The organism is Streptomyces sp. NPDC007901, from assembly GCF_042959465.1.
In the GTDB taxonomy this organism is placed as follows: Bacteria; Actinomycetota; Actinomycetes; order Streptomycetales; family Streptomycetaceae; genus Streptomyces.
Genome location: NZ_JBIBKW010000004.1, coordinates 359,468 through 383,724, shown reverse-complemented (window position 1 = coordinate 383,724; position 24,257 = coordinate 359,468). Strand labels below are relative to the sequence as shown.

Here is a 24,257-nt window from a genome sequence, read left to right as displayed (position 1 = left end):
CGTCACGGCACGCCGCACCCTACGGCGCGGGCCGCGACAGTCCCACAGACCAGTACGACCGACCGATCCCCGCATCTCGGGGTCGACTCCACAGATAAGGAACCACCAGCATGGCTGTGACCGACTTCTTCGACCGCGGCTGGCGCGCCTACCCGGACCGGGTGGCCTTCATCTCGGGGGAGCAGACGTTCACCTACACCGAGATCGGTGAGCTTTCGTGCCGCGTGGGGAACGCCTTGCTCGCACGTGGCATCGAGCCCGAGACCAAGGGCGCGGTTCTCGCCGCCAACGATCCCCTCGCGTGGGCCTGTGTTCTTGGCATGTGGCGGGCGGGGATGGCCTGGGTCCCGGTCAACCCCGCATACCCCAAGGAGGAGATCCAGCGGATGCTGGACACCTTCGACTGCGAGGTGCTGTTCTGCCACGAGCAGTTCCTGCCGGTCGTGGAGCAGCTCCGCCCCGAACTGAAGCAACTGAAGACCGTGATCGCGCTGAGCGGGGACGCGCAAGCCCTGTCGGCGGCGGACGCGGTTCTGCTCGAGTCGTTCACCGAGGGAGCGTCCAGCGAGCTTCCCGACTACATCCCGGATGCGGATGTGGTGGCCGGGATCATGCCGACCGGCGGGACCACCGGGGTGCCGAAGGGTGCGATGAACACGCACCGGAGCCTTACCGTCAGCGCACTGCACCACATGTTCGCCGCGCCGTACTCCTCGGACGAGCCGATCGTGAACCTGGTCGCCGCGCCGATGACCCACGCCGCGGGCACCCTCACGCTGCCGGTCACGGCCCGCGGCGGCACGATCGTGGTGATGCACCGCCCCGACCCGCTCGAACTGCTCGACCTCCTGGAGAAGCACCGCGTCACGGAGCTGTACCTGCCGCCCACCGTCATCTACCGGATACTGGAGATACCGGGCATCGAGCAGCGGGACTTCTCCTCGCTGAAGTACTTCACCTACGGTGCGGCCCCCATGTCCACCGAGAAGCTGCGTCGCGCGATCGACGTCTTCGGCCCGGTGATGTTCCAGGGGTACGGTCAGGCGGAGGCCCCCACAGCGATCGCCTTCCTGCGCCCCGAGGAGCACTTCCGCAACGGTGAGATCGCCGACGACGCCAGGCTGTCGGCGACGGGGCGGCCCGCACCGCTGGTGCGGGTCGAGATCCTCGACGAGAACGGCACCATCCTGCCCACCGGGCAGACCGGCGAAATCTGCGTGCGCGGCGACTTGCTGATGAAGGGGTACTACAACGCCCCGGAGAAGACCGCGGAGACCATCGTCGACGGGTGGCTGCACACCGGCGACGTCGGCTACCTCGACCACGAGGGCTTCCTGCACATCACCGATCGCAAGAAGGACATGATCATCTCGGGTGGCTTCAATGTCTACCCGAGCGAGGTGGAGCAGGTCATCTGGACGCATCCGGCAGTGCAGGACTGCGCCGTGATCGGCACGCCGCACGCAGACTGGGGCGAGGCGGTCACCGCCGTGGTCGAACTGAACGACGCTGCGCAGCTGACGGAGGAGGAGCTGGTGGCCTTCTGCCGGCCGAAGCTCGGCGGCATCAAGACACCGAAGAAGATCGTGTTCGTCGACGCCCTACCCCGCAGCGCCAACGGGAAGGTGCTCAAGAAGGACATCCGCGAGCCCTTCTGGCGCGGGCACGAGCGGAGGATCTGACCGGCCATGGCGGACCCGACAGGCAAGGATCAACGGATGGCCCAACCTGTGGCGGTGATCACGGGCGCGGCCAGTGGAATCGGCCTCGCTGTGACGCGGCGGTTGGCGCGCACGCACCGGGTCGCGCTGCTGGACATCGACGGTGACGCGGTTCGGCAGGCCGCAAGGGATCTGGGAGGTACGGCTCTCGCGCTTCGGTGCGACATCACCGACCCGGAGTCGGTCGAGGCCGCCGTGCGAGCCGTGGTCGAGGAGTTCGGGGCCATCGATGTCGCCGTGTCCAATGCGGGTATCGGTCCGGTGGGCACGGTGCGGCACCTCGATCCGTCGGTGCTCGCCACGGTGCTGGACGTCAACGTGACCGGCAACTGGCGGTTCATCCGGGAATGCCTGCCCCACCTCATCGCCAGCCGAGGGTACGTACTCGGCGTGGCCTCGGCCGCATCGATCTTCGCCCCGCCCGGCGAGGGCATGTACGCGGCGAGCAAGGCGGGACTGGAGGCTCTGCTGGACGTGTTCCGGGTCGAGGTGGCTCACCTCGGCGTCGGCGTAGGCGTCGCCTACCCGATGTTCATCGACACGCCGATGGTGCGCGACGCAGACCACGAGCACGCGGACTTCGCCCGGACGCGGGCGCGGCTGCCCGGGGCTGCCGGCAAGACCTTCCCGGTGTCGCTGGCCGCCGACCGCATCGTGCGGGGCATCCAGCGAAGGCAGCGCCGGGTGTTCATCCCGGGTTCACTGCGTCTGCAATACCTGCTGCGCGGCTTCCTTGCCGCTTTGCTGGACCGGAAACTGCAGCCGATCGCCGTCGAGGTGGATCAGCTCACCGAACAGAAGGTTGCCGGTAGAGGTGCTGTCGCGGGCGGCTGGAGCGAGGCCGTGCTGAGATCACAGAAATCTCAGCCGGGAGGAGACTGAACGGACCTGAACTCAGGGAATGGACTGTTCGGCCCAGATGGTCTTGCCTGTGAGGGTGTTTCGGGTGCCCCATCGTCGCGTGAGCTCGGCGACAAGGAAAAGGCCGCGACCGCCCTCGTCGAAGACGCGTGCGCGGCGCAGGTGGGGGCTGGTGTTGCTGGCGTCGGAGACCTCGCAGATCAGGGTCTGTTCCTTGATGAGGCGAAGCCTGATCGGCTCCGTGGCATACCGGATCGCGTTGGTGACCAATTCGCTCCGCACTGATCCGCCGGCACGAGGCGGGCCGAGCGCGGCTGCCGGGTCATGACGTCGCCGCCGACTCTCGTCGCGGCGACGTTGCGTTGTCCTGCGCCTGCTGGCTGTGGTCGTCGTCACGCGGCTCACCGCTGCCACCCGGCCGGTACCGCCCCTGTGCCGTGGTCCGAGGCGCGGGTGGGACACGGAGGCCGGAACGTGTGCTGCACAGCGAACTGAACGCCGCCTTCGACTTCGCCGGTGTCTCGGCGGTGCACGAGCAGGCGCTGACCGTTCTGGGGCCGGGGGGCCGCCTCGTCCTGGTCGGGCTGTCCGGGCGTCCCCTCGCCTTCAGCGACAGCACCACCTTCAGCTACCTGAAGCACCAGGTCAAGGGGCACTTCGGCACGGAACTCGACTCGGTGCCGCGGCTCGTGGACCTGGTGGCAGATGGGCGCCTCGACTTCTCCGCTTCCGTCACGGAGGTGCTGCCCCTGGAGCAGGCGAACGTGGCCGTGCAGCGCTTGCACACCAAGGAAGGCAATCCGATCAGGCTGGTCCTTCAGCCCTGACCTGCACATGATGGTCGGACCCGTCTGACCTTTTGCACGGCGCAAGCTTCGGTGGCCCCTGGGAAGGGCACCGAAGCTTGCGTCGTCGTACCTGTCTGGTGGCCGACTGGGCGGTGCCTCCTGATCCCGCAGCTGTGGCCACGATCCGCAGAGAGGTTGTGGACCGGCTGGCCGCGTGGCATCTGGAGGCCGCCGTCTTCGTTGCCAAACTCGTGGTCAGACCAATGCGATCTCTATGGCGCGGAGCCGATCCGGCTCCGGCTGATCAGGGAACGGAGTCTGATATGCGCTCTTCATGGTCGCCCAGCTCACTCGCCGCTGGGGCACCCGCTCCTCCATGACCGGCAGGACGATCCGGGCGGAACAGCAGCTTGACGAACTGGTCCCATGACACGGTCGTCGAGGTGGGAAGTCGCCGAAGGCGCATCGCGGACCTGCCGGAATACCAAGACGGCTTGGCGTCAGAGCGTCGCCCCCAGTTCCGTGCCCTGGCGGATCGCCTGCTTGGCGTCGAGTTCCGCGGCGAGGTCCGCGCCACCGATGAGGTGGGCCGACAGCCCGTCCTCGCGCAGTTCCTCGTAGAGGCTTCGGTTGGGTTCCTGGCCCGTGCACAGGACGACCGTGTCGACCGGGATCACTCGCTCCTCGCCGTCGACCGTGACGTGCAGACCCTCATCGTCGATGCGCCGGTACGTCACTCCCGCGACCATGGTGACCCCGCGGTGCTTCAGCTCGGCCCGGTGGATCCACCCGGTGGTCGCGCCCAGATTGGCGCCGACCTTGCTGGTCTTGCGCTGGAGGAGGTGAACGGTTCGCGGCACCGTGGGCCGCTCAGGGCGGCACAGTCCGCCACGCGTGCGGTATTCGGTGTCGACGCCCCAGTGCCGGAAGTAGACGTCCGGACGGCGGCTGGCCTCGTCGCCCGGGTCGGTCAGGTAGAGCGCGGTGTCGAACCCGATCCCGCCCGCCCCGAGGACCGCCACCCGCTCGCCCACCGGCACCCGGTCGCGCAGCACGTCCAGGTAGTTGACGACATTCGGGCGATCCCGGCCCGGGATGTCGGGAACGCGGGGGGTGACGCCCGTCGCGACGACGACCTCGTCGTAGGCGCCGTCTGCCAGCACCTCAGCGGTGATCTTCGTGCCGAGGCGGACGTCCACGCCGTGCTCGTCGAGCTGGACGCGGAAGTAGCGCAGGGTCTCCTCGAACTCGTCCTTGCCCGGGATCCGCCGGGCGATGTTGAGCTGGCCGCCGATCTTGTCGTCGGCGTCGAACAACGTGACGTCGTGACCGCGTTGGGCGGCCGTCACCGACACCGCCAGCCCGGCCGGACCTGCCCCGACCACGGCCAGGCGCTTGCGGCGGCGCGTCGGAGACAGCACCAGCTCCGTCTCATGGCCGGCCCGCGGGTTGACCAGGCAGGAGATCGTCTTCTCGCTGAAGCCGTGGTCCAGGCACGCCTGGTTGCAGCCGATGCACGTGTTGATCGTGTCAGGGCGTCCGGCGCGTGCCTTGGCGACGAAGTCCGGGTCGGCGAGGAACGGACGGGCCATCGAGACCATGTCCGCTCTGCCTTCCGCCAGCAGTTCCTCCGCGACCTCTGGGGTGTTGATGCGGTTGCTGGCCACTAGGGGGGCGGAAACGACTCCCTTCAGGCGCTGAGTGATCCATGAGAACGCGCCGCGCGGCACCGAGGTCGCGATGGTGGGGACGCGTGCCTCGTGCCAGCCGATCCCCGTGTTGATGATCGTGGCGCCGGCCGCCTCCACCGCCTTGGCGAGCGTGACCACCTCGTCCAGGGTGCTGCCGTCCGGGACGAGGTCGAGCATGGACAGGCGGTAGATGAGGATGAAGTCGGGGCCGACCCGTTCGCGCACACGGCGGACGATCTCCAGGGGGAATCGGACCCGGTTCTCGTAGGTGCCGCCCCAGCGGTCGGTGCGGTGGTTGGTGGCCGGGGCGATGAACTCGTTGATCAGGTAGCCCTCGGACCCCATGATTTCGACGCCGTCGTAGCCGGCCGTCCTGGCGAGCGCGGCCGCACGGACGAACGCCTCGATCGTCTCCTCGATCTCGTCATTGGTCAGCGCATGCGGCACGTATCTGCTGATCGGCGCCTGGAGTGCGCTGGGGGCGACCAGATCGGGGTGGTAGGCGTACCGGCCGGTGTGCAGGATCTGCATCGCGATCCGGCCTCCCTCGCGGTGCACCGCCTCGGTGACGAGCGCGTGCTGCTCGGCCTCCGCCTCGGTGGTGAGCTTGGCGCTGCCGGGAAAGGCCCGACCTCGGTCGTCCGGGGCGATCCCACCTGTGACGATGAGCCCGACGCCGCCGCGGGCCCGCTCGGCGTAGAAGGCGGCCATCCGCTCGAAACCTCGCTCGGCCTCTTCCAGGCTCAGATGCATCGAGCCCATCAGGACACGGTTCGGCAGGGTCGTGAACCCCAGATCGAGGGGGCTCAGCAGGTGAGGGTAGGGGGACATCGGCAGGGCTCCTGCTCCTGAGTCGTGCTGCGACATGCGAGCAGTTGTATGACCCGGAGGACGTTTGTGCAATCAGTTGCAAAAGATCGCCGAGGTCTCGCGAATCAGGCTGTTCACCCCATTCACCAGCGGCTTCGCATCTGAACCGGGTCGCCGCAGCCGACCGTCCCGGCAGAAGACAGGTAGGGGATCAGGTATGCCATCAGGTATCCCTACCCGTAGCCCTCGCAACGTGCTGAACCCAGAGTCGGTACATGGACGAAACACATGTCGACGCAGTCATCGTGGGTGCCGGCTTCTCCGGCCTCTACGCCACCCACCGCCTCCGCAACCAGCAGGGCCTGTCGGTTCAGTCCTTCGAGGCGGCCTCGGGGCCGGGCGGCGTCTGGCACTGGAACCGGTACCCCGGCGCGCGCTGCGACTTCGAGAGCATCTTCTACTCCTTCTCCTTCGACGAGGACCTGCAGCGGGAGTGGCGCTGGAAAGAGCGGTACGCCGCGCAGCCGGAGATCCTGGCCTACCTGGAGCATGTGGCCGACCGGTTCGACCTGCGCCGCAGCTACCGGTTCAGCACGCGCGTCACGTCTGCGGTCTGGGACGACGCCGCTCAGCGCTGGGTTGTCGGCACGGACGACGGCGGCGTCACCATCGCGCGGTTCTTCATCAACGCGGCCGGCGCCTTCTCGGTGAACAAGCCGAACGACTTCCCGGGCCAGGAGACGTTCCGAGGAACGGTCGTCCACACCAGCCGGTGGCCGGCCGACGGCGTCGATCTGGCCGGCAAGCGTGTCGCCGTGATCGGCACCGGCTCGACCGGTATCCAGGTCATCCAGACGATCGCCCCGCAGGTCGCCGAACTGACCGTGTTCCAGCGGACCGCGAACTTCGCCTGTCCCCTCGGGAACCGTCCGCTCACCGACGAGGAGTTCGAGCAGACCGTCGCCGATTACCCGAGGCTGCGGGAGGAGTCGCGCAACAGCCTGGCCGGCGCCGCGTACCCGCGCGCCACGCGCTCCGCGATGGCGGACAGCCCCGAGGAACGCCGCAAGACGTACGACACGTACTACAACGGCGGCGGCTTCCGGATGCTCGCGTCCACCTACTTCGACCTGATCTACAACCCGGCCGCCAACGAGACGGCGGCGGACTACATCCGGGACCGGATCCGGGAGCGGGTCAAGGACCCGAAGACCGCGGAACTGCTGACTCCGAAGGGGCACCCGTACGGCGCCAAGCGCGCCACGTTCGAGACGAAGTACTTCGAGACGTTCAACCTGCCGCACGTGCGTCTCGTCGACGCCAAGACGACCCCGATCGAGCGGATCACCGAGAAGGGCATCGCCACCACGGCCCAGGAATACGAGTTCGACGTGATCGTGCTCGCCACGGGCTTCGACGTGGGCGCGGGCGCCCTGATGCGGATGGGCGTGGTGGGCCGCGACGGCCGGAAACTGACCGACCACTGGGCCGACGGGCAGCGCGCGTACATCGGAATGGCCAACCACGGCTTCCCGAACCTGTTCCACGTCAACGGTCCGCAGAGCGCGGCGGCCCTCTTCAACAACCCGATCGCCATCGAGGACAGTGTCGACTTCATCGCCGACCTCATCGCCTATACGGACGCGCACGGTCACCGGACGGCCGAGGTGACGGCCGCGGCCGAGGACCGGTACAACGAGGTGGTCCTGGAGGTCGCCGAGGCGACCCTGTTCCCCAACGCGGTCACCTGGTACATGGGCGACAACATTCCGGGCAAGCCGCGGAGGCCGATCTCACTGTTCACCGGCGCGCCGATGTACCGCGCCATCTGCGCGGAGGTTCAGGCGACCGAGTACGCCGGTTTCTCGCTCGACGGGGACGCGCGAGACCTGCCGAACTCGATCAAGATCGACGGTGCGGCGGTCTTCCTCCTCGCCGGCCTGATGAACATGGGCGCCAAGCCGCTCGAGGAGTCCTCCCTGGAGGAGATCCGAGCAGGCATCGAGACCTTCAAGCACCTGCAGCTGCCGGTTCCCTCGGATGTCGGCATCACCGACACCCAGTACCCGACCGCCGGTGGTGAGCGGACGGTGCGCCTGTACCGGCCGCCGGTCGAGGGCCCGCTGCCCGTGGTCGTCTTCTTCCACGGCGGCGGCTGGGTCGCCGGCAGCCTGGACCTGTACGACGAGCCCTGCGCGTCCCTGGCCCGGCGCCTCGGCGCTCTGGTCGTGTCCCCGGACTACCGGCTCGCCCCCGAGCACCCGTTCCCGGCGGCGATCGACGACACGATGGCGGCTCTGCGCTGGGCGGCGGAGAACATCGCCGGGTACGGCGGCGACCCGGAGCGGATCGCGGTGGGTGGCGAGAGCGCCGGTGCGAACCTCGCCGCGGTGGCCGCGCTGCGCACCCGGGACGAGGGCGGACCGCGCCTTGCCGCCCAGGTCCTCGTCACTCCGCCGACCGATTTCACCGCCGACACCGAGTCCCGCAAGACCTTCGCGCGCGGCCCGATCATCTCCACCGAGCTGGGCGGGCGCATGGCGGCCTGGTATCTCGGCGACCCTGCCCACGTGACGTCGTCCTGGGCCGCCCCGGCACACGCGCCGGACCTGTCGAACCTGCCGCCCGCACTGGTGGTCACCATGGAGATCGATCCGCTGCGCGACGAGGGCGAGGACTACGCGCGAGCGCTGACGGAAGCCGGTGTGCCGACCGTCTGCAAGCGCCTCGACGGTCTGATCCACACCACGTTCGTGCTCTCCGGCTCGATCCCTCGCGCCGCCGAGATCCAGGACGCCATCAGCGACTTCCTCGCGCCGCTGCTGTCGGCCGAGGCCGGGAAGGCGAAGGCCGCGGCCACCCTCGGCTGAGCAGGCCCGGCGACTTTACGGCACACGAGCCGTGAGCGGACGGGTGCCGATTGCTTGCCCGGCGCCTGGCCGGGCCTGTGCCCCGCGCGGCATGGATGGCTTGATGCCCACGGGGCACCGCTTCTGACGCTCGCTCATCGCATGCCAGGGATACCTGCCACCGTCCGGCGCGCGATGGCGGGGCACCACAGCACGATCACCATTACGCAGACCGGAGAGGAAATCAGCATGACCGGAATTCTGGAGGGCAAGCGTGCGCTGCTGACCGGCGCGCACCGGGGCATCGGCCGGGCGGTCGCCGAAGCGTTCGTCGCCGCCGGCGCCCGCGTCGTGATCGCCGACATCGAGGGGGCCGACAAGGCAGCTCTGGAGATCGGCCACGACACCGTCGGCGTCACCTGCGACGTCCGCTCCGGCGACAGCGTGGCCGCGGCGGTCGCCGAGGCCACGCGTGCCCTGGGCGGACTCGACGTGCTGGTCAACAACGCCGGTGTCGAGTGCTTCGGTCTCCTCCACGAACTGACCGAGGACGAGTTCGATCGGATGTACTCGGTCAACCTGCGGGGTACATGGCTGGTCTACAAGCACGCGGTTCCCGCGCTGACGGACGGCGGCGGCGCGATCGTCAACCTCGCCTCGCTGGCCGGCGTCGTCGGGTTCCCCCTGCTCGGCGCCTACGCGGCGGTCAAGGCCGGTGTCGTGCGCATGACCGAGGTGATGGCGCTTGAGCTGCGCGACCTTGGCGTGCGCGCCAACGCGATCTGTCCCGGCTTCATCGACACCCCCATGATCGAGCGCGCCTTCACAGAGTTCGAGGCCGCCACCGGAACGCCGCTGAAGGATCTGATCACCCTGGGGCAGGGACGGCTCGGCACACCCGGGGAAGTGGCTTCGCTGGCCACCTACCTGGCCTCGGAGGGCGCCTCGTTCGTCAACGGCACCGCCACCGTGATCGACGGGGGAATGAACGTGCGGCGACTGTGAGAGGGTGAATCTACCGATTTCTCCCTCTCTCGGATTATTCCAGGTGCCACTCGTACAGGCCGCTGGTCGGCGTGCGCGCCACGGTGGACTTCCCGAGGGCCAGAACAAGCGAGGCAGCGCGGCCCGCTCCCGGCGCTCGTGCCGGTCTGGGACGAGGAAGGCGGACTCGTCCTCCGCGCGCAACGGCCGGCCTCCGGGCCTTGGGCCCGACTGCCACCCACTGCCGGCGCACCCACTCGGTGGGGCAACCGTGTTCACCGGCGGCGTCAGGCGCCGAGGCTCTTGGCGACCTTGCGGGCGGCGACCATCACCCATCGGACCGGGGCGGCCCACGTCCCTGGTGAACCCGACGTCTACGTCACGAGAGAGACGGCGGCACAGGCCCTGCCCGACCGGTCCAGCGCGCGGGCAGCCACTGCGGCGACGCCGACGATCGCCTCACCGAGGTTGGTGGCGTAACCGGTGCGGCGCACCTGGGCCGGCGCCTGCTCGAAGTCCGAGGCGGTGCAGATGGTGGTGTCCGTGCGGGGCGGGCATCCGGCGGCCCTGCGGGCCGCCGCCAGGGCAGGGTCGAAGGCCGCGATCGCTTTGCCGGCGCTGGAGCAGTGCGTGGGCCGGCGCCGCCTCGCCTGGCGGGTGGCCGGCCTCTTTTCCGCGAGGCCGCGGCTGCACAGCATGGTCAGCAGCCGGTGCGCCGTGCTCCTGGCCACACAGAGTCGGCGGGCGATGTCGGACCGCCGACTCTCGGGTTGAGGCCGGGGACGAGATGGGTGTCGCGGGTGGATGCTGCGAGCAGGCTTTTGCTTGCCGGGGGTGGTCGCGAGAATTGATCGGCCCCGCGAGGGTGTGGTGTTCGGGTTGGACTCGCCTAGGATCTCTGCATGACTAGCGCCCAGGCCTCTCAACGAGGAGGGAACCGGGTCGGTCCATCTCTGAATCGCTTGATCGCGCGAAGGAGCGATCTCGACGTCGCACAGCGGACACTGTCGGAATCCAGGCTGCTGACCTTCGTCGGGGCAGGCGGTGTGGGTAAGACGCGGCTGGCCCTGGAATTGGCCTATCGAGCTCGCAGCGGCTTCCCCGACGGCGCGTGGCTGGTCCGACTGGCCGATCTGAGCATCGGTGCAGGGGGCGCGGAAGTGGAGTCCGCGGTGGTCAGCGCCTTGGGCATCAACGATCAGTCCGCCACGCAGCCGCGTGAGAAGCTGCTGTCCTTCTTGAGCAACCGCAAACTGCTGCTGGTTCTGGACAACTGCGAGCACGTGCTGGACTCTGTGCGGGCGGCGGTGCCGGTCATGCTGCGCGAGGCTCCGCAGCTGCGCGTGGTGGCCACGAGCCGGGAACCCCTCGGTGTCCAGGGGGAGGTGCTGCGGCCGGTGCTGCCACTGAGCGTGCCCGAACCGGCCACCCCGGCTGCGCAGCTGATCGCGGACGGGTCGGTGAGCCTGCTGGTGGAGCGGGCGCGTGCCGTCGATCCCGAGTTCGATGTCACCGAGGACAACGCTGAGGCCGTGGTCGAGCTGTGCCGACTGCTGGAAGGCATACCGCTGGCTATCGAGCTGGCGGCAGCGAAGCTGCGAGCGCTGACCGTCGAGCAGGTGGTGGAACGGTTCGGCCGACGACTGGCGTCGTTGACCGCGCCGGATGCCGAGTCCCGGTCGCGGCACGGATCACTGCGGACGATGGTGGATTGGAGCTACCAGCTCTGCCCGCAGACCGCGCAGATCCTCTGGCGCCGTTTGGCGGTGTTTCCCGCGACCTTCGATCTTGAGCTCGCTGAAGAGGTCTGTGCTTTTGGCGAACTGCACCCCGACGACGTCGTCGATTCCATCGAGCGTCTGGTCGGGCAGTCGATCCTGCTGGCCGAGCGCGACGTCGGCACCATGCGGTACCGCCTGCTCGCTCCCGTCCGTGAGATCGCGGCCGAACACGCCGAACAGGCCGGCGAAGCGGACGAGTTGCGGCGCAGACATCGCGACGTGATGCTGCGCCGGGCCCAGTGGGTCCTCGACCAGTGGTGCGGTCCCCAGCAGGAGGCCCTGCTGGAGCGGATGCGCCTGGAGCACGCGGACCATGTCGCAGCGGTGCAGTGGAGCCTCTCCACTCCGGGGGAGGAACGAGCCGCTCTGCGCCTGATGGCACGGCTGCGCTACCACTGGCTGTCCGGAGGATTCCTCGCCGACGGCCGGACGCGCATGGAGGCGGCGCTCGCTGCGGTCACCGCGCCGTCGCCGGAGCGGGCCGAGGGCGTGTGGGTGATGATCTGGATCGCGTTGATCCAGGGGGACCACCACAGTGCCGCACGGTGGCTCAGCACACTTGCGGACCTCGCCGAGGAACTGGACGACCCCGGCGTGAAGCTGCGTGTCACCCACTGGGGAGCGCTGTGGGCGCTCTTCACCGGAGACGCAGAGACCGCGGTGCAGGGCTTGCGAACCGCTGTCGACGGACACCGCGACCGCGGTGATCGTGAGTTGGAACTCGCCGCTCGCTATATGCTCGCCACCGCGCTCGCCTGCGCCGGCCGGGCAGCCGAGGCCGTGGAGATCAGCCGCAGCACGGTGGCGTTGTGCGAGACGTACCGAGACAGGTCCGGCCGCGCCTTCTCCCTCTGGGCTGCGGGCCTGGCCGAGTGGACGTTGGGCCACCTGGAGGAGGCGGAGCGATCGGCCCGTGCGGCACTGCGGGTTCAACTCCCGTCCGAAGGGATCGGCGTCGCTCTGTGCACCGACCTGCTGGCCTGGGTGGCCTACGACCGTGGTGAGGTGGACCGCGCGGCCGCCCTGTGCGAGGCGGCACGGCGAGTGTGGCGTTCCCTCGGCACGTCGATCGCCGCATTCGGGCCGCAGATGTCGGAGTTCGCGGAACGCCACTGCGCCCACCGGCCCGATCTGCCGAGTTCCGGGGGTGGCGAGCCCTCCGTTCCTCTGTGGCGCCTGCGGGACGTGATCGATCTGGCCCTGGGGGCCGAGGGGAGTACGGCCGTGGCCCGGCGCGCCGATGCCACCGAGCCGCTCACCAAGCGGGAGCTGGAGGTCGCCGCCCTGATCGAATCCGGATTGTCCAACCGGGAGATCGCCCATCGGCTGGTGATCGCGAAGCGCACCGCCGACGGTCACGTCGAGCGGATCCTCGCCAAGCTCGGGTTCACCTCGCGGGCCCAGATCGCCGCGTGGATGGCCCGGCGACGCGCCCAGTTCGCCGGGCGTACGGGCGGGATCGGATAGCGCCGACCGCACCCGGCTCCGACCGCTGTCGCCCGTCAGACGTAAGGGCCTCTGAGCTGCTACAGCTGCTCAGAGGCCCTCGTCCCGTGTCTTCAGACGCTGGATGCGGTGATCTCCCGCTTGAGGATCTTGCCGGTGGGCCCGGTCGGCAGGGAGTCGGTCAGCCACACGCGGCGCGGGTACTTGTACGCCGCCACCCGCTCCTTGACGAACTTCTGCAGTTCCTCCGGCGTGGCCTGCGCACCGGGGCGCAGGACGACCGCGGCGGCCACCTCCTCACCGAGCTTGGCGTCCGGCACGCCCACGACGGCGGCCAGGGCGACGGCGGGATGCTCGTGCAGGACCTCCTCGATCTCGCGCGGATAGACGTTGTAGCCGCCCCGGATGATCAGGTCCTTCTTGCGGTCGACGATGTACAGGTCACCGTCCTCGTCCCGCCGGGCCATGTCACCGGTGCGGAACCAGCCGTCGGAGATGGCCGCCGCCGTCTCCTCGGGGCGGTTCCAGTAGCCCTTCATCACGTTCGGGCCGCGCACGACCAGTTCGCCCACCTCGCCGGTGGCCACTTCCTGTCCGTCGGCGTCCAGCAGCCGTACCTCGACGTCACGGACGGGCGTCCCCACCGAGCCGGGCTTGCGCGGGCGGTCGGGGCGGCAGAAGGAGACGGCGGGGCTCGTCTCGGACAGGCCGTAGCCCTCCAACACCGTGCAGCCGAAGCGGCGCTCGAAGCCGTGAAGGATCTCCACCGGCAGCGCGGCCCCGCCCGAGATGCAGGTGTGCAGGGTGGACACATCCGCGTTCGCGGCAGCAGGGTGCTGCAGCAGCGCCGCGTACATGGTGGGGACACCCTCGAACACGGTGGCAGCTTCACGAGCGAGGATGTCGAGCACGGTCTCCGCGTCGAACCGAGGGACGAGCACGAGCAGAGCGCCACTCTTCACCGCGGCGTTGAGGGTGGCGGTCTGGCCGAAGATGTGGAAGAGCGGCAGGCAGCCCACCACCACGTCGTCCGAGACCATCCTCGCCAGGTCGGTGACGATGATCTCGGTGTTGTGGCGCAGGTTCGCATGGGTCAGCGAGGCGCCCTTGGGGCGGCCGGTGGTGCCGGAGGTGTAGAGCAGGACCGCGATGTCGTCCCCGTCGACCGCGGCGACCTGTCGATGGGGCTCGTGCCGCCCGAGACGCTCGGCGAAGTCGGCGGGCTCGACGACCAGGTGCCGCACGCCGGCGGCGGCAGCGCCCTTGTCGCCCTCACCTGGCGCCTCGTGCCACTCGAAGAGCAGCACGGCACCGCAGTCGCCCAGGTGGTAGGCGACCTCCCGCTCCTTGAGCAGCGGGTTCAGCGGCAGGACTATGCCGCCGGCGCGCAGGATGCCGTAGTAGAGGATGACGAACTCGGGTGAGCTGGGCAGCATCAGGGCGACCCGGTCGCCGGGCCGGACCCCCTCGGCGCGCAGCAATGCGGCGGCTCGGGCGCTCGCCTCGTCCAGCTCCGCGTAGCTGATGGTCGCCGTTCCCAGCCGCAGCGCGGGGCGCTCCGGCTGTCGGGCGGCCGTCGCCACCAGGAACTCCGCGAGATTGGGCATGCCTGTCTCCTCTTGCGACTACATGCATCGCGCGTCCCAGCGATGCTTGGCGGCATGCTGCCGCCCGTAATGAGGAGCGTCTATGGCAGCACATACAGCATCGCTGTGGACTGCTTGTTCCCAGGAACAAGGACACCGCCATAAGCTGCGGAGATGGACCTCTCCGGTGTCGCTTCGGTGCTGCAGGAGCGCCTTCACGAAATCAGTGAGGCGTTGGCGGTGCGCATTCGTGCCGAGGTTGATTCCTACGCCGATGATTCGGTCGTTCCCCGGGAATCGCTTCGATTTTCCCTCGAACGCAATGCGCGCGTCGTCCTGGCGCATTTGGCCGAGGGCAGCGAGCCCGACGTACGCCCGGCACGCGAGACCGGGCGGATCCGCGCCGAGCAGGGCGTCCCGCTGGCGGACACGCTGCACGCCTACCGGACCGCGTTCGACTCCCTCTGGGCGCAGATCCTCGACGAGGCCCGGCAGCACCCCGAGATTGATCAGACGCAGCTCGCAGTCGGGTCCTCGGAGATCTGGGTGCTGTTCGGCCGTTACGCGGAGGTGCTCGCCACCGCATACCGGGAGACCTCCGCCGAGTTGAGTCGGCAGCGCGAGGCGAGACGTTCAGCACTGGTTGAGGCAGTGTGCAGGGGCGACATCACGGACCGTGCCGGCCTCGACGACGCGGCGCACAACCTCGGGCTGCCCAAGGACGGACCGTATGCGGTGGTGGTGGCCGCGGGCCTCGGGGCGGGAGAGGAACCGTTGCCCGGGATCGAGGCGGCGTTGCGCGAGGCTCACGTGCCCTCGGCCTGGGGACTGCTGCTGGACCAGCAGATCGGTGTTCTGTCCCTCGCCGTGCCGGACGCCGAGACGCTCAGCCTCCGGACCCTGCGGCGGCGCCGCGCCCGGATGGGGATCAGCCCGCTGTTCGACTCGCTCGGCGACACCCCCCGGGCACTGCGCTTCGCACGGTTGGCGCTCGCCGGGCTGGCCCGGGAGTCGGCGGGCGCGGCCTGCTTCGACGACCACCCGCTGGCCATGGTCGTCGCGGCGGCGCCCGAGGAGGCGACACGTCTGGTGCACGTCATCCTGAAACCCGTGCTCGTTCTGCCCCCGCAGGACCGGACGCGCCTCCTGGAGACTCTTCGCCACTGGTTCGCCGCAGGTGGCCGGGCACAGGACACCGCCGAGCGGATGTTCCTGCATCCGAACACGGTCCGTTACCGGCTGCGCCGGATCGAGGAACTGACCGGTCGCTCCCTGTCCGACCCCCGCACCCTGGCCGATCTCGGGGCGGCGCTGGAGGCCCTGCGCGTCCTTCCCCGCTGATCAGGCGGTACGGGCCCGGGAGCCGCGACCGGCCACCTTATGCTCCCCGCATGGAGCTACGGCACATCCGGTACTTCGTCGCCGTTGCCGAGGAGTGCCACTTCGGGCGCGCCGCGGAACGTCTGCACATCGCCCAGCCTCCGCTGTCGCAGCAGATCAAACAGCTGGAGACGGAACTCGGCGTACAACTTCTGATCCGGTCGACCCGCCGGGTCGAACTCACACCCGCCGGTGCCCGGTTCCTGGAGCGGGCGCGCGGCATCCTCGCCGCGGTGGACGCCACCGCGGACGAGGCAGGGCTCGTCGCCTCCGGCTTGGTCGGCAAACTCGCCATCGGTTTCACCGGTTCGGCGACGTACGAGCTGCTGCCGACGGTGGCCCGTGCGCTGCGCGAGGAGTTCCGGGGGATCGAGCTGGAGCTCAAGGGGGAGATGCTGACACCACGCCAGGTGGAAGCGCTGCACGACCGGTCCCTGGACATCGCCTTCCTGCGCCCCCCGGTACGCGACCCCGAGCTGAACGTCCTGGTGTTCCGTCGGGAACCGCTCATCGCCGTGCTGCCGGAGGGGCACGAACTCGCCGACCGGGAGAGCGTGCCGCTGGCCGAGCTGCAGACCGAACCGTTCATCTGTTACCCCTCCCAGCATCGATCGGTGGTGTACGACGCCGTCTTCGATGCCTGCCAGCGAGCGGGCTTCCATCCTTCGGCAGTGCAGGAGGTGGCCGAGACCTCGACTCTCGTTGCCTTTGTCGCCGGCGGGCTCGGCGTCGCGCTCGTGCCCGCCTCGGTGCGGCACCTGCACATCACGGGGGCCACATACCGGCCCCTGTCGGGCACGACCGAGGAGGTCGAGCTGGCCGTCGCGACCCGAGCGGGCGAGGACTCCGCGCTGCTCGCCCGGGTGATGCCGCGCCTGCGGTGGCTGCTGGGCGGCGGCCGACCTGCCGCCCGCTGACGGCTCGGACCTGCTCTGACGTGTCGTGGGTCTCTGTACCGCCACGATGGCCGACGGGTAATCTCGCAAAAGCAAGCGCTTAGTCAGACGCTTGGTCCCTCTGTGTGCTCGCCGGTCCGCTGGTCTCTCCGCTGGTCGTGAGCCTTGACGAAGGAGCATGTCCGTGCGCCGTACGGTATTCAACGAAGATCACGAGGCGTTCCGGGAGACCCTCCGCGCCTTCATCGAGGCCGAGGTCGTTCCGGTCCACGACGAATGGCTCGCCGCCGGCCAGGCGCCGCGCGAGTTCTACTACAAGCTCGCCGAGCTGGGCCTGTTCGGGATCACCGTGCCGGAGGAGTACGGTGGCGCGGGCTTGGACACCCACAAGTTCGAGGCCATCCAGTACGAGGAGACGGCCCGCGCCGGTGTCACCTTCGGCGGGTCCAGCTTCCACGTCATGCTGGGCCTGCCGTACATCAAGCTGCTCGCCACCGACGAGCAGAAGAAGCGCTACCTGCCCAAGTTCGTCTCCGGCGAGGAGATGTGGGCCATCGCGATGACCGAGCCGGGCACCGGCTCCGACCTGGCGGGCATGAAGACCACCGCGAAGCTCTCCGAGGACGGCACCCACTACGTCCTCAACGGCGCCAAGACCTTCATCACCGGCGGCGTCCACGCCGACCGTGTGATCGTCTGCGCCCGCACCTCCCCGCAGAGCGCCGAGGACCGCCGCCACGGCATCTCCCTGTTCGCCGTGGACACCAAGTCCGAGGGCTACTCCATCGGCCGCAAGCTGGACAAGGTCGGCATGAAGACCTCCGACACCGCCGAGCTGGCCTTCGTTGACGTGAAGGTCCCGGTCGAGGACCTGCTCGGCGAGGAGAACAAGGGCTTCTACTACCTGGGCCACAACCTCGCCTCCGAGCGCTGGGGCATCGCCTACGGCGCGTACGCGCAGGCCAAGGCCGCCATCCGGTTCACCCGGCAGTACGTGCAGGAGCGGGTCGTCTTCGGCAAGCCGGTCGCCACGTTCCAGAACACCAAGTTCGAGCTGGCCGCCTGCAAGGCCGAGGTGGACGCCGCCGAGGCGGTCGCCGACCGCGCCACGGAGGCTCTCGACGCCGGTGAGCTGACCCCCGCCGAGGCCGCCGGCGCAAAGCTCTTCTGCACCGAGGTCGCCCACCGTGTGATCGACCGCTGCCTCCAACTGCACGGCGGCTACGGCTACATGAACGAGTACCCGATCGCCCGCCTGTACGCCGACAACCGCGTCAACCGGATCGTCGGCGGCACCAACGAGATCATGAAGACGATCATCGCCAAGGACATGGGTCTGTAGGCATCAGGCACTCCGGTACCTGCTCGATCTACTCGACGTCGAGAGATCGAGCAGGACGTCTTCTGAACATGACGCCCCGGATATCAATCCATTGGTAACCGATATTTCACACGTCATTGCGGCGCTGTAACACTCAGAGCAACCGCAGGCCGCGGCAGTGGCGCACCGCCCGAGCGGCCCCGCGGACGTCGGCTCGGACCAAGGAGCGCCCGATGACGCCGTTCATGATTTCCGTGATGTCCCTGCTCGACGGGGCGCCACCGCCCGTGCCGGAGACCGAACCGAGCCAGGCCGGCCCGGTGGCGGTCGTCACCGACACGCAGGTCGTCGTCCGGTCTCTGGCCGAGCAGCTGGTCTGTGAGGCGAACGCAGTCCTCCGGGAGCACGGCACCGCCTTCACCCTGGCGGACGAGACCGGTCCCGGGAGCCTGTCCTTCACCATCGGCTGCGGCGAAGCCGAAGCCCGGGTGGAGACCGCCGTGTCCGGCCGTACCGCCGTCGCCCGGCTCACCGCCCCCTGTCTCCCGGACGACGGACCGCGCCGGCTCACCGGCGAGGACGAGCTTCAGGCACTCCTGCTCGGCCTGATCGCCGCCTCCGTACGCCGCTGAAACAGCGAGACAACCGTCCCTGATGCCGATGAAGCCCGTCAGGAGAAGCTCGTGCAATACGAACTGCGCTACCGGGTCCTCGAACCGAGGCGCCAGACCTACCAGAACGTGATCGACCGCCTCGGCGACCAGCCGGCGAGCCGCTACCTCGAAGCGACACTCGACGTCGAGCCGAGGGAGAACTTCCACTACCGACCCACCTGGGCGCAGGACCGCGAGCTGTACGACGAGCGGTTCTCCGCCCTGCGGCTGACGGATCCGTACAGCTACACCGATCCGCGCCAGTACTACTACACGCCGTACGTGACCCAACGAGCCGCGCTGCACGACGAGTTCGGCAAGACGCTGGGCTACCTGGAGGCGCGCGACCTGCTCGCGAAGCTGCCCGAGGCGTGGCACACAGTGCTGACCTCGGTGGTCGTCCCGCTCAGGCACTACGAGTCCGGGGCCCAGCTGGTGAGCGTCTCCGGCGCCCGCTTCGCCTACGGCACCTCCCTGGAGCAGTGCTGCACCTTCGCCGCGTTCGACCGGATCGGCAACGCGCAGATGCTCTCCCGGGCCGGGATCGCCGCCGGCGGCGGTACTGCCGAGGCGCTCAAGGAGGCCAAGCGGCAGTGGCTTGAGGGCGAGCACCTCCAGCCGCTGCGCCGCCTGACCGAGGAGATCATGGTCGTCGAGGACTGGGCGGAGGGCCTGCTGGCCGTCGACCTCGTCGACTCACTCGTCTTCCCGCTGCTGTACCAGCACCTCGACGAGACCGCGCTGCTCGGCGGGGCCGGCGCGTACAGCCTGGTCGCACAGCACCTGGCCACGTGGTACGCCGACCAGCGCAAGTGGCTGGACGCGCTGCTCACCTGCTGGGCGAACGACCCGGAACGCGGCGAGGACAACCGCGCCGTCCTGACCCGGATCGCCGCCACCTGGTCCGACCGGGCACGCGAGGCGGTCGCGGCCCTCACCGAGGCGATCGACCAGGCGCTCCCGCAGGCGGCGAGTGCCGCGGCGCTCGGCGAGCTCGCCGACGCCCACGCCACCGCATGGACCAAGACCACCGGAGGCGCCGCATGAGCACCGGAACACTGCGCCAGGTCGCCATCGACCTCCAGGAGTCCGAGGAGAACCGGGCCCTGATCGAGGCGATCAAGGACGACAACCCCGAACTGACCCTCCGTCACCTTCCCGGCCTCGTCAAGCTGCAGGCGGCGGGCCGGATCGTCATCAACCGCGAAAGCGTCGAGAACCGCCTCGGGCGGGAGTGGGAGACCGGCGAGTTCCAGCTGGCCATCGTCTCCTACACCGGCAACTTCTCCGAGTGGGACGACGACCGGATCATTGTGAGCTGGGAGCACTGACATGAGCGTGCCCACGAAGAAAGCCTCCTCGAAGCCGGCCCGCAAGCTGCCGCTCAAGGAGCGCTACGCGCTGCTCACCCGCGACCTGGACTGGGAGCCGGGATACGTCGACCGTGAGCAACTCTTTCCGCACACCCGCTACGAGGGCATCAAGATCCACGACTGGGACGGCTGGCAGGACCCCTTCCGGCTGACCGTGGACGCCTACTACAAGTACCAGGCCGAGAAGGACAAGCGGCTGTACGCCGTGCTGGACGGCTTCGCCCAGAGCCAGGGTCACCTGTCGCTGTCGGACGCCAGCTATCTGAACGCCATCAAGCTGTTCATCCAGGGCGTCACGCCCCTGGAGTACGCCGCGCACCGCCACTTCGCCTACCTGGCCCGCCACCTCGAGGGACCCGCCCCACGATTCGCGGCGCTGTGCCAGAGCGTGGACGAACTGCGCCACTGCCAGACGCAGATCCACACCATCAGCAACTACAACAAGTACTACGGCGGCTTCCACAGCTGGTCGAAGATGCACGACCGGGTCTGGTACCTGTCGGTGCCCAAGTCCCTCTTCGACGACGCGATGACCGCCGGGCCGTTCGAGTTCCTCATCTCCATCTCGTTCAGCTTCGAGTACCTGCTGACCAACCTGCTGTTCGTACCGTTCATGAGCGGCGCCAGCTTCAACGGCGACATGCCCACCATGTCGTTCGGCTTCTCCGCCCAGTCCGACGAGAGCCGGCACATGACCCTGGGCCTGGAGGCCATCAAGTTCCTGCTGGAGCAGGACGAGGGCAACGTGCCGATCATCCAGGACTGGATCGACAAGTGGTTCTGGCGGGCGTACCGGATGTCCGCGCTGGTCGCGGGGATGATGGACTACATGCTGCCCAAGCCGGTGATGAGCTGGCGCGAGGCATTCGAGCTGTACTTCGAGGAGCAGATGCTCGGCGGGCTCTTCCCCGACCTGGAGTACTACGGCATCCAGCCGCCCCGGCACGTGAACGACGCGATCGCCGAGAAGGACCACCTCTCGCACCAGGTCTACAAGATCCTGCACAACTTCTCGTTCGCCGCCGCCTTCACCACCAAGACGCCCGACGAGGCACACATGGCGTGGCTGGCGGAGCAGTACCCGGACTCCTTCGACCAGGTCTACCGGCCGGTCTGGGAGAAGCACCGCAAGATCGAGGCCGGCGGCGGCCGGGTGTTCTTCCAGGGGCTGCCGCAGCTGTGCCAGGTCTGCCAGGTGCCGATGGCCTTCACCGAGCCCGGAAATTCGGCCCAGATCTCCTTCCGGCGCAGCACCTTCCGCGACGAGACCTTCCACACCTGCAGCGACGGCTGCCAGTGGATCTTCGAACGGGAGCCGGAGAAGTACGTCCAGGCCTGGCTCCCCGTCCACCAGATCTACCAGGGCAACTGTGGCGGCCCCACCGTGCCCGATGTGCTCGCCTGGTACGGCATCCAGGAGGGTGACAACGGCGAGTACACGGGTTCCCCCGACCAGCTCGCCTGGGCCGCATGGCACAGCGACGGCGACCGCGACGGCAAGGCGGTGTGAGATGACGGTCAAGGCGCTGTACGACTACGAGTTCCCGTCGGCCGACCGCGCCGAGGTGTTCGGCGACGACCAGCTGGTCTACGTGCACTGGCGGGGCAACCCGCTGTTCTGCTCGGCCGCCTGCTTCCGCGTACCGAAGAACATGCCGTTCGCGGAATTCGTCGATTCGATGGTGCACGGCTGGGCCGCGTCCGACCCCGACTTCGACCCCGCGTCAGTCACCGACTGGCGGCTGTTCGACGAACCGCTCACCGGCGGACACGACAAGTCGCTGGCCGACCTCGGCATCGGACACAAGGCTCTGCTCAGCTTCGCGGCCTGAGCGGCCACCGCAATCCACCCGCGGGTGCAGGCGCTGCCCGAGAAGCCCCGCACCCGCGGGTCCGGCAAGGGAGAACCGCAGTGACCACTCACACCGTCCGCATCGAGCCGCTCGGCGCGGAGATCGAGTGCCGTGAGGACCAGACGGTGCTGGACGCCGCTCTGCGCGAGGGCATCTGGCTGCCACACGCGTGCACCCACGGCACCTGCGGCACCTGCAAGGCACAGATCCTCGAGGGCGACGCCGACCTTGGTGACGCCTCCCCGTACGCGCTGTTGGAGAGCGAACGTGAGGAGGGCTGCGCACTGCTGTGCGTGGCCTGCCCCCGCGGCGATCTCGTCGTGGAGGGCGAGGTGGACGTCGAGGAGGGCGTGGGCATCCACCCGGTGCGGGACCGGGCGGGCCAGGTGACCGTCGTCGAGGACATCGCCCCGGACGTGCGGCGGGTCGTCATCACGCTGGACGAGCCGCTGGCGTTCAACCCGGGACAGTACGTCCTGCTGGACGTGCCCGGCGGCGAGCAGCGGCCGTACTCCATCGCCAGCAGCCCCGCCGACGGCGGTCGTATCGAACTGCACATCAAGCGTTCCGAGGGCGGGGTGTGCACCGACGGCTGGATCTTCAAGACTCTGAGTGCGGGGGAGCGGGTCGCACTCTCCGGTCCGTACGGCCAGTTCTCCTTCCGGCCGCTGCGCGAGGAACCCGTTCTGCTGCTGGCCGGCGGCACCGGTCTCGCACCGATGGTGTCGATGCTCCGGCACCTGGTCGAGACCGGCACCGAGCGCGAGGTGGTGCTCTACCACGGCGTCGCCGCCCAGGAGGACCTCTACGACGCGGAGTGGTTCGAGACGCTTCAGGCGGAGCACGACTGGTTCACCTACCGCCCCGCCCTCTCCCGCGACAGCTGGCAGGGCCGCAGCGGGCGAGTCCCCGCCCTGCTGGCCGAGGACTATCCCCGCGCCTTCGGCCACGTGGCCTACGTCTGCGGCAGTCCGGCCATGGTCGCCGACACGCTGAAGGCTCTGATGAAGGCGCGCCTCTTCCCACGTGACATCTACAGGGAGGACTTCTTCGACGCGGCCGACCGCGCTGCCGGCGCTCACGTCGTGCGCAGTCCGCTCATCCGCCGATAAGGACCAGACGTGAAGATCACCAGGATCGAGACGATCCCGTTCGCCATCCCCTACCGCAAGGCGCTGCGCTTCGCGAGCGGAGAGGTGGGCACGGCCGAGCACGTACTCGTCCGCGTCCACACCGAGGACGGGATCACCGGCACGGCGGAGGCGCCACCCCGCCCCTTCACCTACGGCGAGACCCAGGCGTCGATCATCGCCGTGATCGACACCGTCTTCGCCCCGCACATCCTGGGCGAGTCCGCGCTGCGCCGTGAGGCGATCTGGACCCGGCTGGCCAGGACGGTCGGCAACCCCACCGCCAAGGCCGCCCTCGACATGGCCCTGTGGGACGTCATAGGCCAGTCGCTGGGCGTGTCGGTGACCGAGCTCCTCGGCGGGTTCACCGACCGGATGCGGGTCGCCCACATGGTCGGCTTCGCCCCGGCGGCCGAGATGGTGGCCGAGGCCGAGAAACTGCGCGCCGAGTACGGCATCACCGCCTTCAAGGTGAAGGTCGGGCGCCGCCCCTACCGGGACGACGTCGAGGCCACCCGCGCCCTGCGGGAAGCCCTCGGTGAGGACGTGGAGCTCTACATCGACGGCAACCGGGGCTGGACCGCGGCTGAATCGGCCCGCGCCCTGCGCGAGCTGGAGGACGTGGGCCTCACCTTCGCCGAGGAGCTGTGCCCGGCTGACGACGTCCTCGCCCGGCGCTGGCTCGCCGAGCACAGCAGCATCCCGCTGTACGCCGACGAGAGCGCCACCCGGCCCGCCGAGGTCACCCGCGAACTCCTCGCCGGAGCGGCGCACGGGGTGAGCGTGAAGACGGCACGCACGGGCTTCACCCAGTCCCAGCGCATCGTCCACCAGTGCGAGGGCCTGGGCGTCGACGTGGTGATGGGCAACCAGATCGACGGCCAGATCGGCTCCCTGTGCAGCGCCGCGTTCGGAGCCGCCTTCCCGACCACCGCGCGGCGCCCCGCGGAACTGTCCAACTTCCTCGACATGACCGACGACCTGCTCGCCGAGCCGCTGCGGATCGAGAACGGCACGGTCCGCGTACGCGCGGCCGCCGGCCTCGGCATCGAGATCGACGACAACAAGCTGAAGCACTACCGCCAGGACATGTGAACCGCCCATACATCTGACTCGACGACCAGCTCGAAGGAG

19 protein-coding genes and 1 pseudogene are annotated in these 24,257 nt (G+C 69.0%); 16 read left to right on the top strand and 4 right to left on the bottom strand.

What is annotated here, in order from left to right; translation table 11 throughout:
* Positions 1 to 110 precede the first annotated feature (110 nt).
* The gene (locus ACFZDK_RS16415; protein ID WP_390973025.1) at positions 111 to 1,682 is read left to right on the top strand and encodes an AMP-binding protein; all 1,572 of its coding nucleotides are present in this window, start codon (positions 111 to 113) and stop codon (positions 1,680 to 1,682) included.
* 6 nt (positions 1,683 to 1,688) lie between these two features.
* On the top strand, positions 1,689 to 2,603 hold the full coding sequence (locus ACFZDK_RS16410; RefSeq protein ID WP_390973023.1) for an SDR family NAD(P)-dependent oxidoreductase: 915 nt from the start codon (positions 1,689 to 1,691) through the stop codon (positions 2,601 to 2,603).
* A gap of 12 nt (positions 2,604 to 2,615) precedes the next feature.
* Here the strand turns inward: ACFZDK_RS16410 and ACFZDK_RS16405 are convergent.
* Positions 2,616 to 2,864: pseudogene (locus ACFZDK_RS16405) on the bottom strand (ATP-binding protein); the annotation flags it as partial.
* A gap of 194 nt (positions 2,865 to 3,058) precedes the next feature.
* On the opposite strand from ACFZDK_RS16405, the gene ACFZDK_RS16400 reads away from it, so the two are divergent.
* Positions 3,059 to 3,409 carry a zinc-binding dehydrogenase gene (locus ACFZDK_RS16400; protein ID WP_099923646.1) on the top strand — a complete coding sequence of 117 codons (351 nt, stop codon included), beginning with the start codon at positions 3,059 to 3,061 and terminating at the stop codon, positions 3,407 to 3,409.
* A gap of 461 nt (positions 3,410 to 3,870) precedes the next feature.
* Here the strand turns inward: ACFZDK_RS16400 and ACFZDK_RS16395 are convergent, their stop codons facing one another.
* Positions 3,871 to 5,892: an FAD-dependent oxidoreductase gene (locus tag ACFZDK_RS16395; protein ID WP_390973021.1), complete on the bottom strand. Its 2,022-nt coding sequence runs from the start codon at positions 5,890 to 5,892 to the stop codon at positions 3,871 to 3,873.
* A 254-nt stretch (positions 5,893 to 6,146) separates the two neighbouring features.
* Here ACFZDK_RS16395 and ACFZDK_RS16390 point away from each other — a divergent pair, with 254 nt between their 5' ends.
* The gene (locus tag ACFZDK_RS16390) at positions 6,147 to 8,741 is read left to right on the top strand and encodes an alpha/beta hydrolase fold domain-containing protein (RefSeq protein ID WP_390973019.1); all 2,595 of its coding nucleotides are present in this window, start codon (positions 6,147 to 6,149) and stop codon (positions 8,739 to 8,741) included.
* A 228-nt stretch (positions 8,742 to 8,969) separates the two neighbouring features.
* On the top strand, positions 8,970 to 9,725 hold the full coding sequence (locus tag ACFZDK_RS16385; protein ID WP_093629636.1) for an SDR family NAD(P)-dependent oxidoreductase: 756 nt from the start codon (positions 8,970 to 8,972) through the stop codon (positions 9,723 to 9,725).
* Between the two features lie 353 nt (positions 9,726 to 10,078).
* Here the strand turns inward: ACFZDK_RS16385 and ACFZDK_RS16380 are convergent, their stop codons facing one another.
* Positions 10,079 to 10,630, bottom strand: coding sequence for an IclR family transcriptional regulator C-terminal domain-containing protein (locus ACFZDK_RS16380; protein WP_390973017.1), 552 nt, complete (start codon positions 10,628 to 10,630; stop codon positions 10,079 to 10,081).
* On the opposite strand from ACFZDK_RS16380, the gene ACFZDK_RS16375 reads away from it, so the two are divergent.
* On the top strand, positions 10,607 to 12,952 hold the full coding sequence (locus tag ACFZDK_RS16375; RefSeq protein WP_390973016.1) for a LuxR C-terminal-related transcriptional regulator: 2,346 nt from the start codon (positions 10,607 to 10,609) through the stop codon (positions 12,950 to 12,952). The genes ACFZDK_RS16380 and ACFZDK_RS16375 overlap by 24 nt on opposite strands.
* 92 nt (positions 12,953 to 13,044) lie before the next feature.
* Here ACFZDK_RS16375 and ACFZDK_RS16370 read toward each other — a convergent pair whose 3' ends face one another.
* Complete coding sequence (locus ACFZDK_RS16370; RefSeq protein ID WP_390973014.1) at positions 13,045 to 14,538, bottom strand: long-chain-fatty-acid--CoA ligase; 1,494 nt, start codon at positions 14,536 to 14,538, stop codon at positions 13,045 to 13,047.
* A 324-nt stretch (positions 14,539 to 14,862) separates the two neighbouring features.
* On the opposite strand from ACFZDK_RS16370, the gene ACFZDK_RS16365 reads away from it, so the two are divergent.
* The 10 genes from ACFZDK_RS16365 to ACFZDK_RS16320 all read left to right on the top strand — a co-directional run bounded on the left by ACFZDK_RS16365 (position 14,863) and on the right by ACFZDK_RS16320 (position 24,218).
* A complete protein-coding gene (locus ACFZDK_RS16365) occupies positions 14,863 to 15,858 on the top strand; it encodes a helix-turn-helix domain-containing protein (RefSeq protein ID WP_390973013.1) in 996 nt (331 codons plus the stop codon).
* 50 nt (positions 15,859 to 15,908) lie between these two features.
* Entirely contained in the window at positions 15,909 to 16,814 is a 906-nt protein-coding gene (locus ACFZDK_RS16360; RefSeq protein WP_390973012.1) for a LysR substrate-binding domain-containing protein, read from the top strand.
* A 163-nt stretch (positions 16,815 to 16,977) separates the two neighbouring features.
* Positions 16,978 to 18,135, top strand: coding sequence for an acyl-CoA dehydrogenase family protein (locus tag ACFZDK_RS16355; RefSeq protein WP_390973011.1), 1,158 nt, complete (start codon positions 16,978 to 16,980; stop codon positions 18,133 to 18,135).
* Positions 18,136 to 18,347: 212 nt separating this feature from the next.
* Positions 18,348 to 18,746, top strand: a complete 399-nt coding sequence (locus ACFZDK_RS16350; RefSeq protein WP_099923654.1) for a hypothetical protein — start codon at positions 18,348 to 18,350, stop codon at positions 18,744 to 18,746.
* Between the two features lie 51 nt (positions 18,747 to 18,797).
* Complete coding sequence (locus ACFZDK_RS16345) at positions 18,798 to 19,814, top strand: phenol 2-monooxygenase (protein ID WP_099923655.1); 1,017 nt, start codon at positions 18,798 to 18,800, stop codon at positions 19,812 to 19,814.
* A complete protein-coding gene (locus tag ACFZDK_RS16340; protein WP_030928026.1) occupies positions 19,811 to 20,098 on the top strand; it encodes an MmoB/DmpM family protein in 288 nt (95 codons plus the stop codon). The genes ACFZDK_RS16345 and ACFZDK_RS16340 overlap by 4 nt, the downstream gene beginning before the upstream one ends.
* A gap of 1 nt (position 20,099) precedes the next feature.
* Entirely contained in the window at positions 20,100 to 21,650 is a 1,551-nt protein-coding gene (locus ACFZDK_RS16335) for a phenol 2-monooxygenase (protein WP_390973009.1), read from the top strand.
* 1 nt (position 21,651) lies between these two features.
* Entirely contained in the window at positions 21,652 to 21,972 is a 321-nt protein-coding gene (locus ACFZDK_RS16330; protein WP_390973007.1) for a phenol hydroxylase subunit P4, read from the top strand.
* 80 nt (positions 21,973 to 22,052) lie between these two features.
* Positions 22,053 to 23,105 carry a 2Fe-2S iron-sulfur cluster-binding protein gene (locus ACFZDK_RS16325; protein WP_390973006.1) on the top strand — a complete coding sequence of 351 codons (1,053 nt, stop codon included), beginning with the start codon at positions 22,053 to 22,055 and terminating at the stop codon, positions 23,103 to 23,105.
* Positions 23,106 to 23,114: 9 nt separating this feature from the next.
* Positions 23,115 to 24,218: an enolase C-terminal domain-like protein gene (locus tag ACFZDK_RS16320; RefSeq protein ID WP_390973004.1), complete on the top strand. Its 1,104-nt coding sequence runs from the start codon at positions 23,115 to 23,117 to the stop codon at positions 24,216 to 24,218.
* The last annotated feature ends 39 nt before the right edge of the window (positions 24,219 to 24,257 follow it).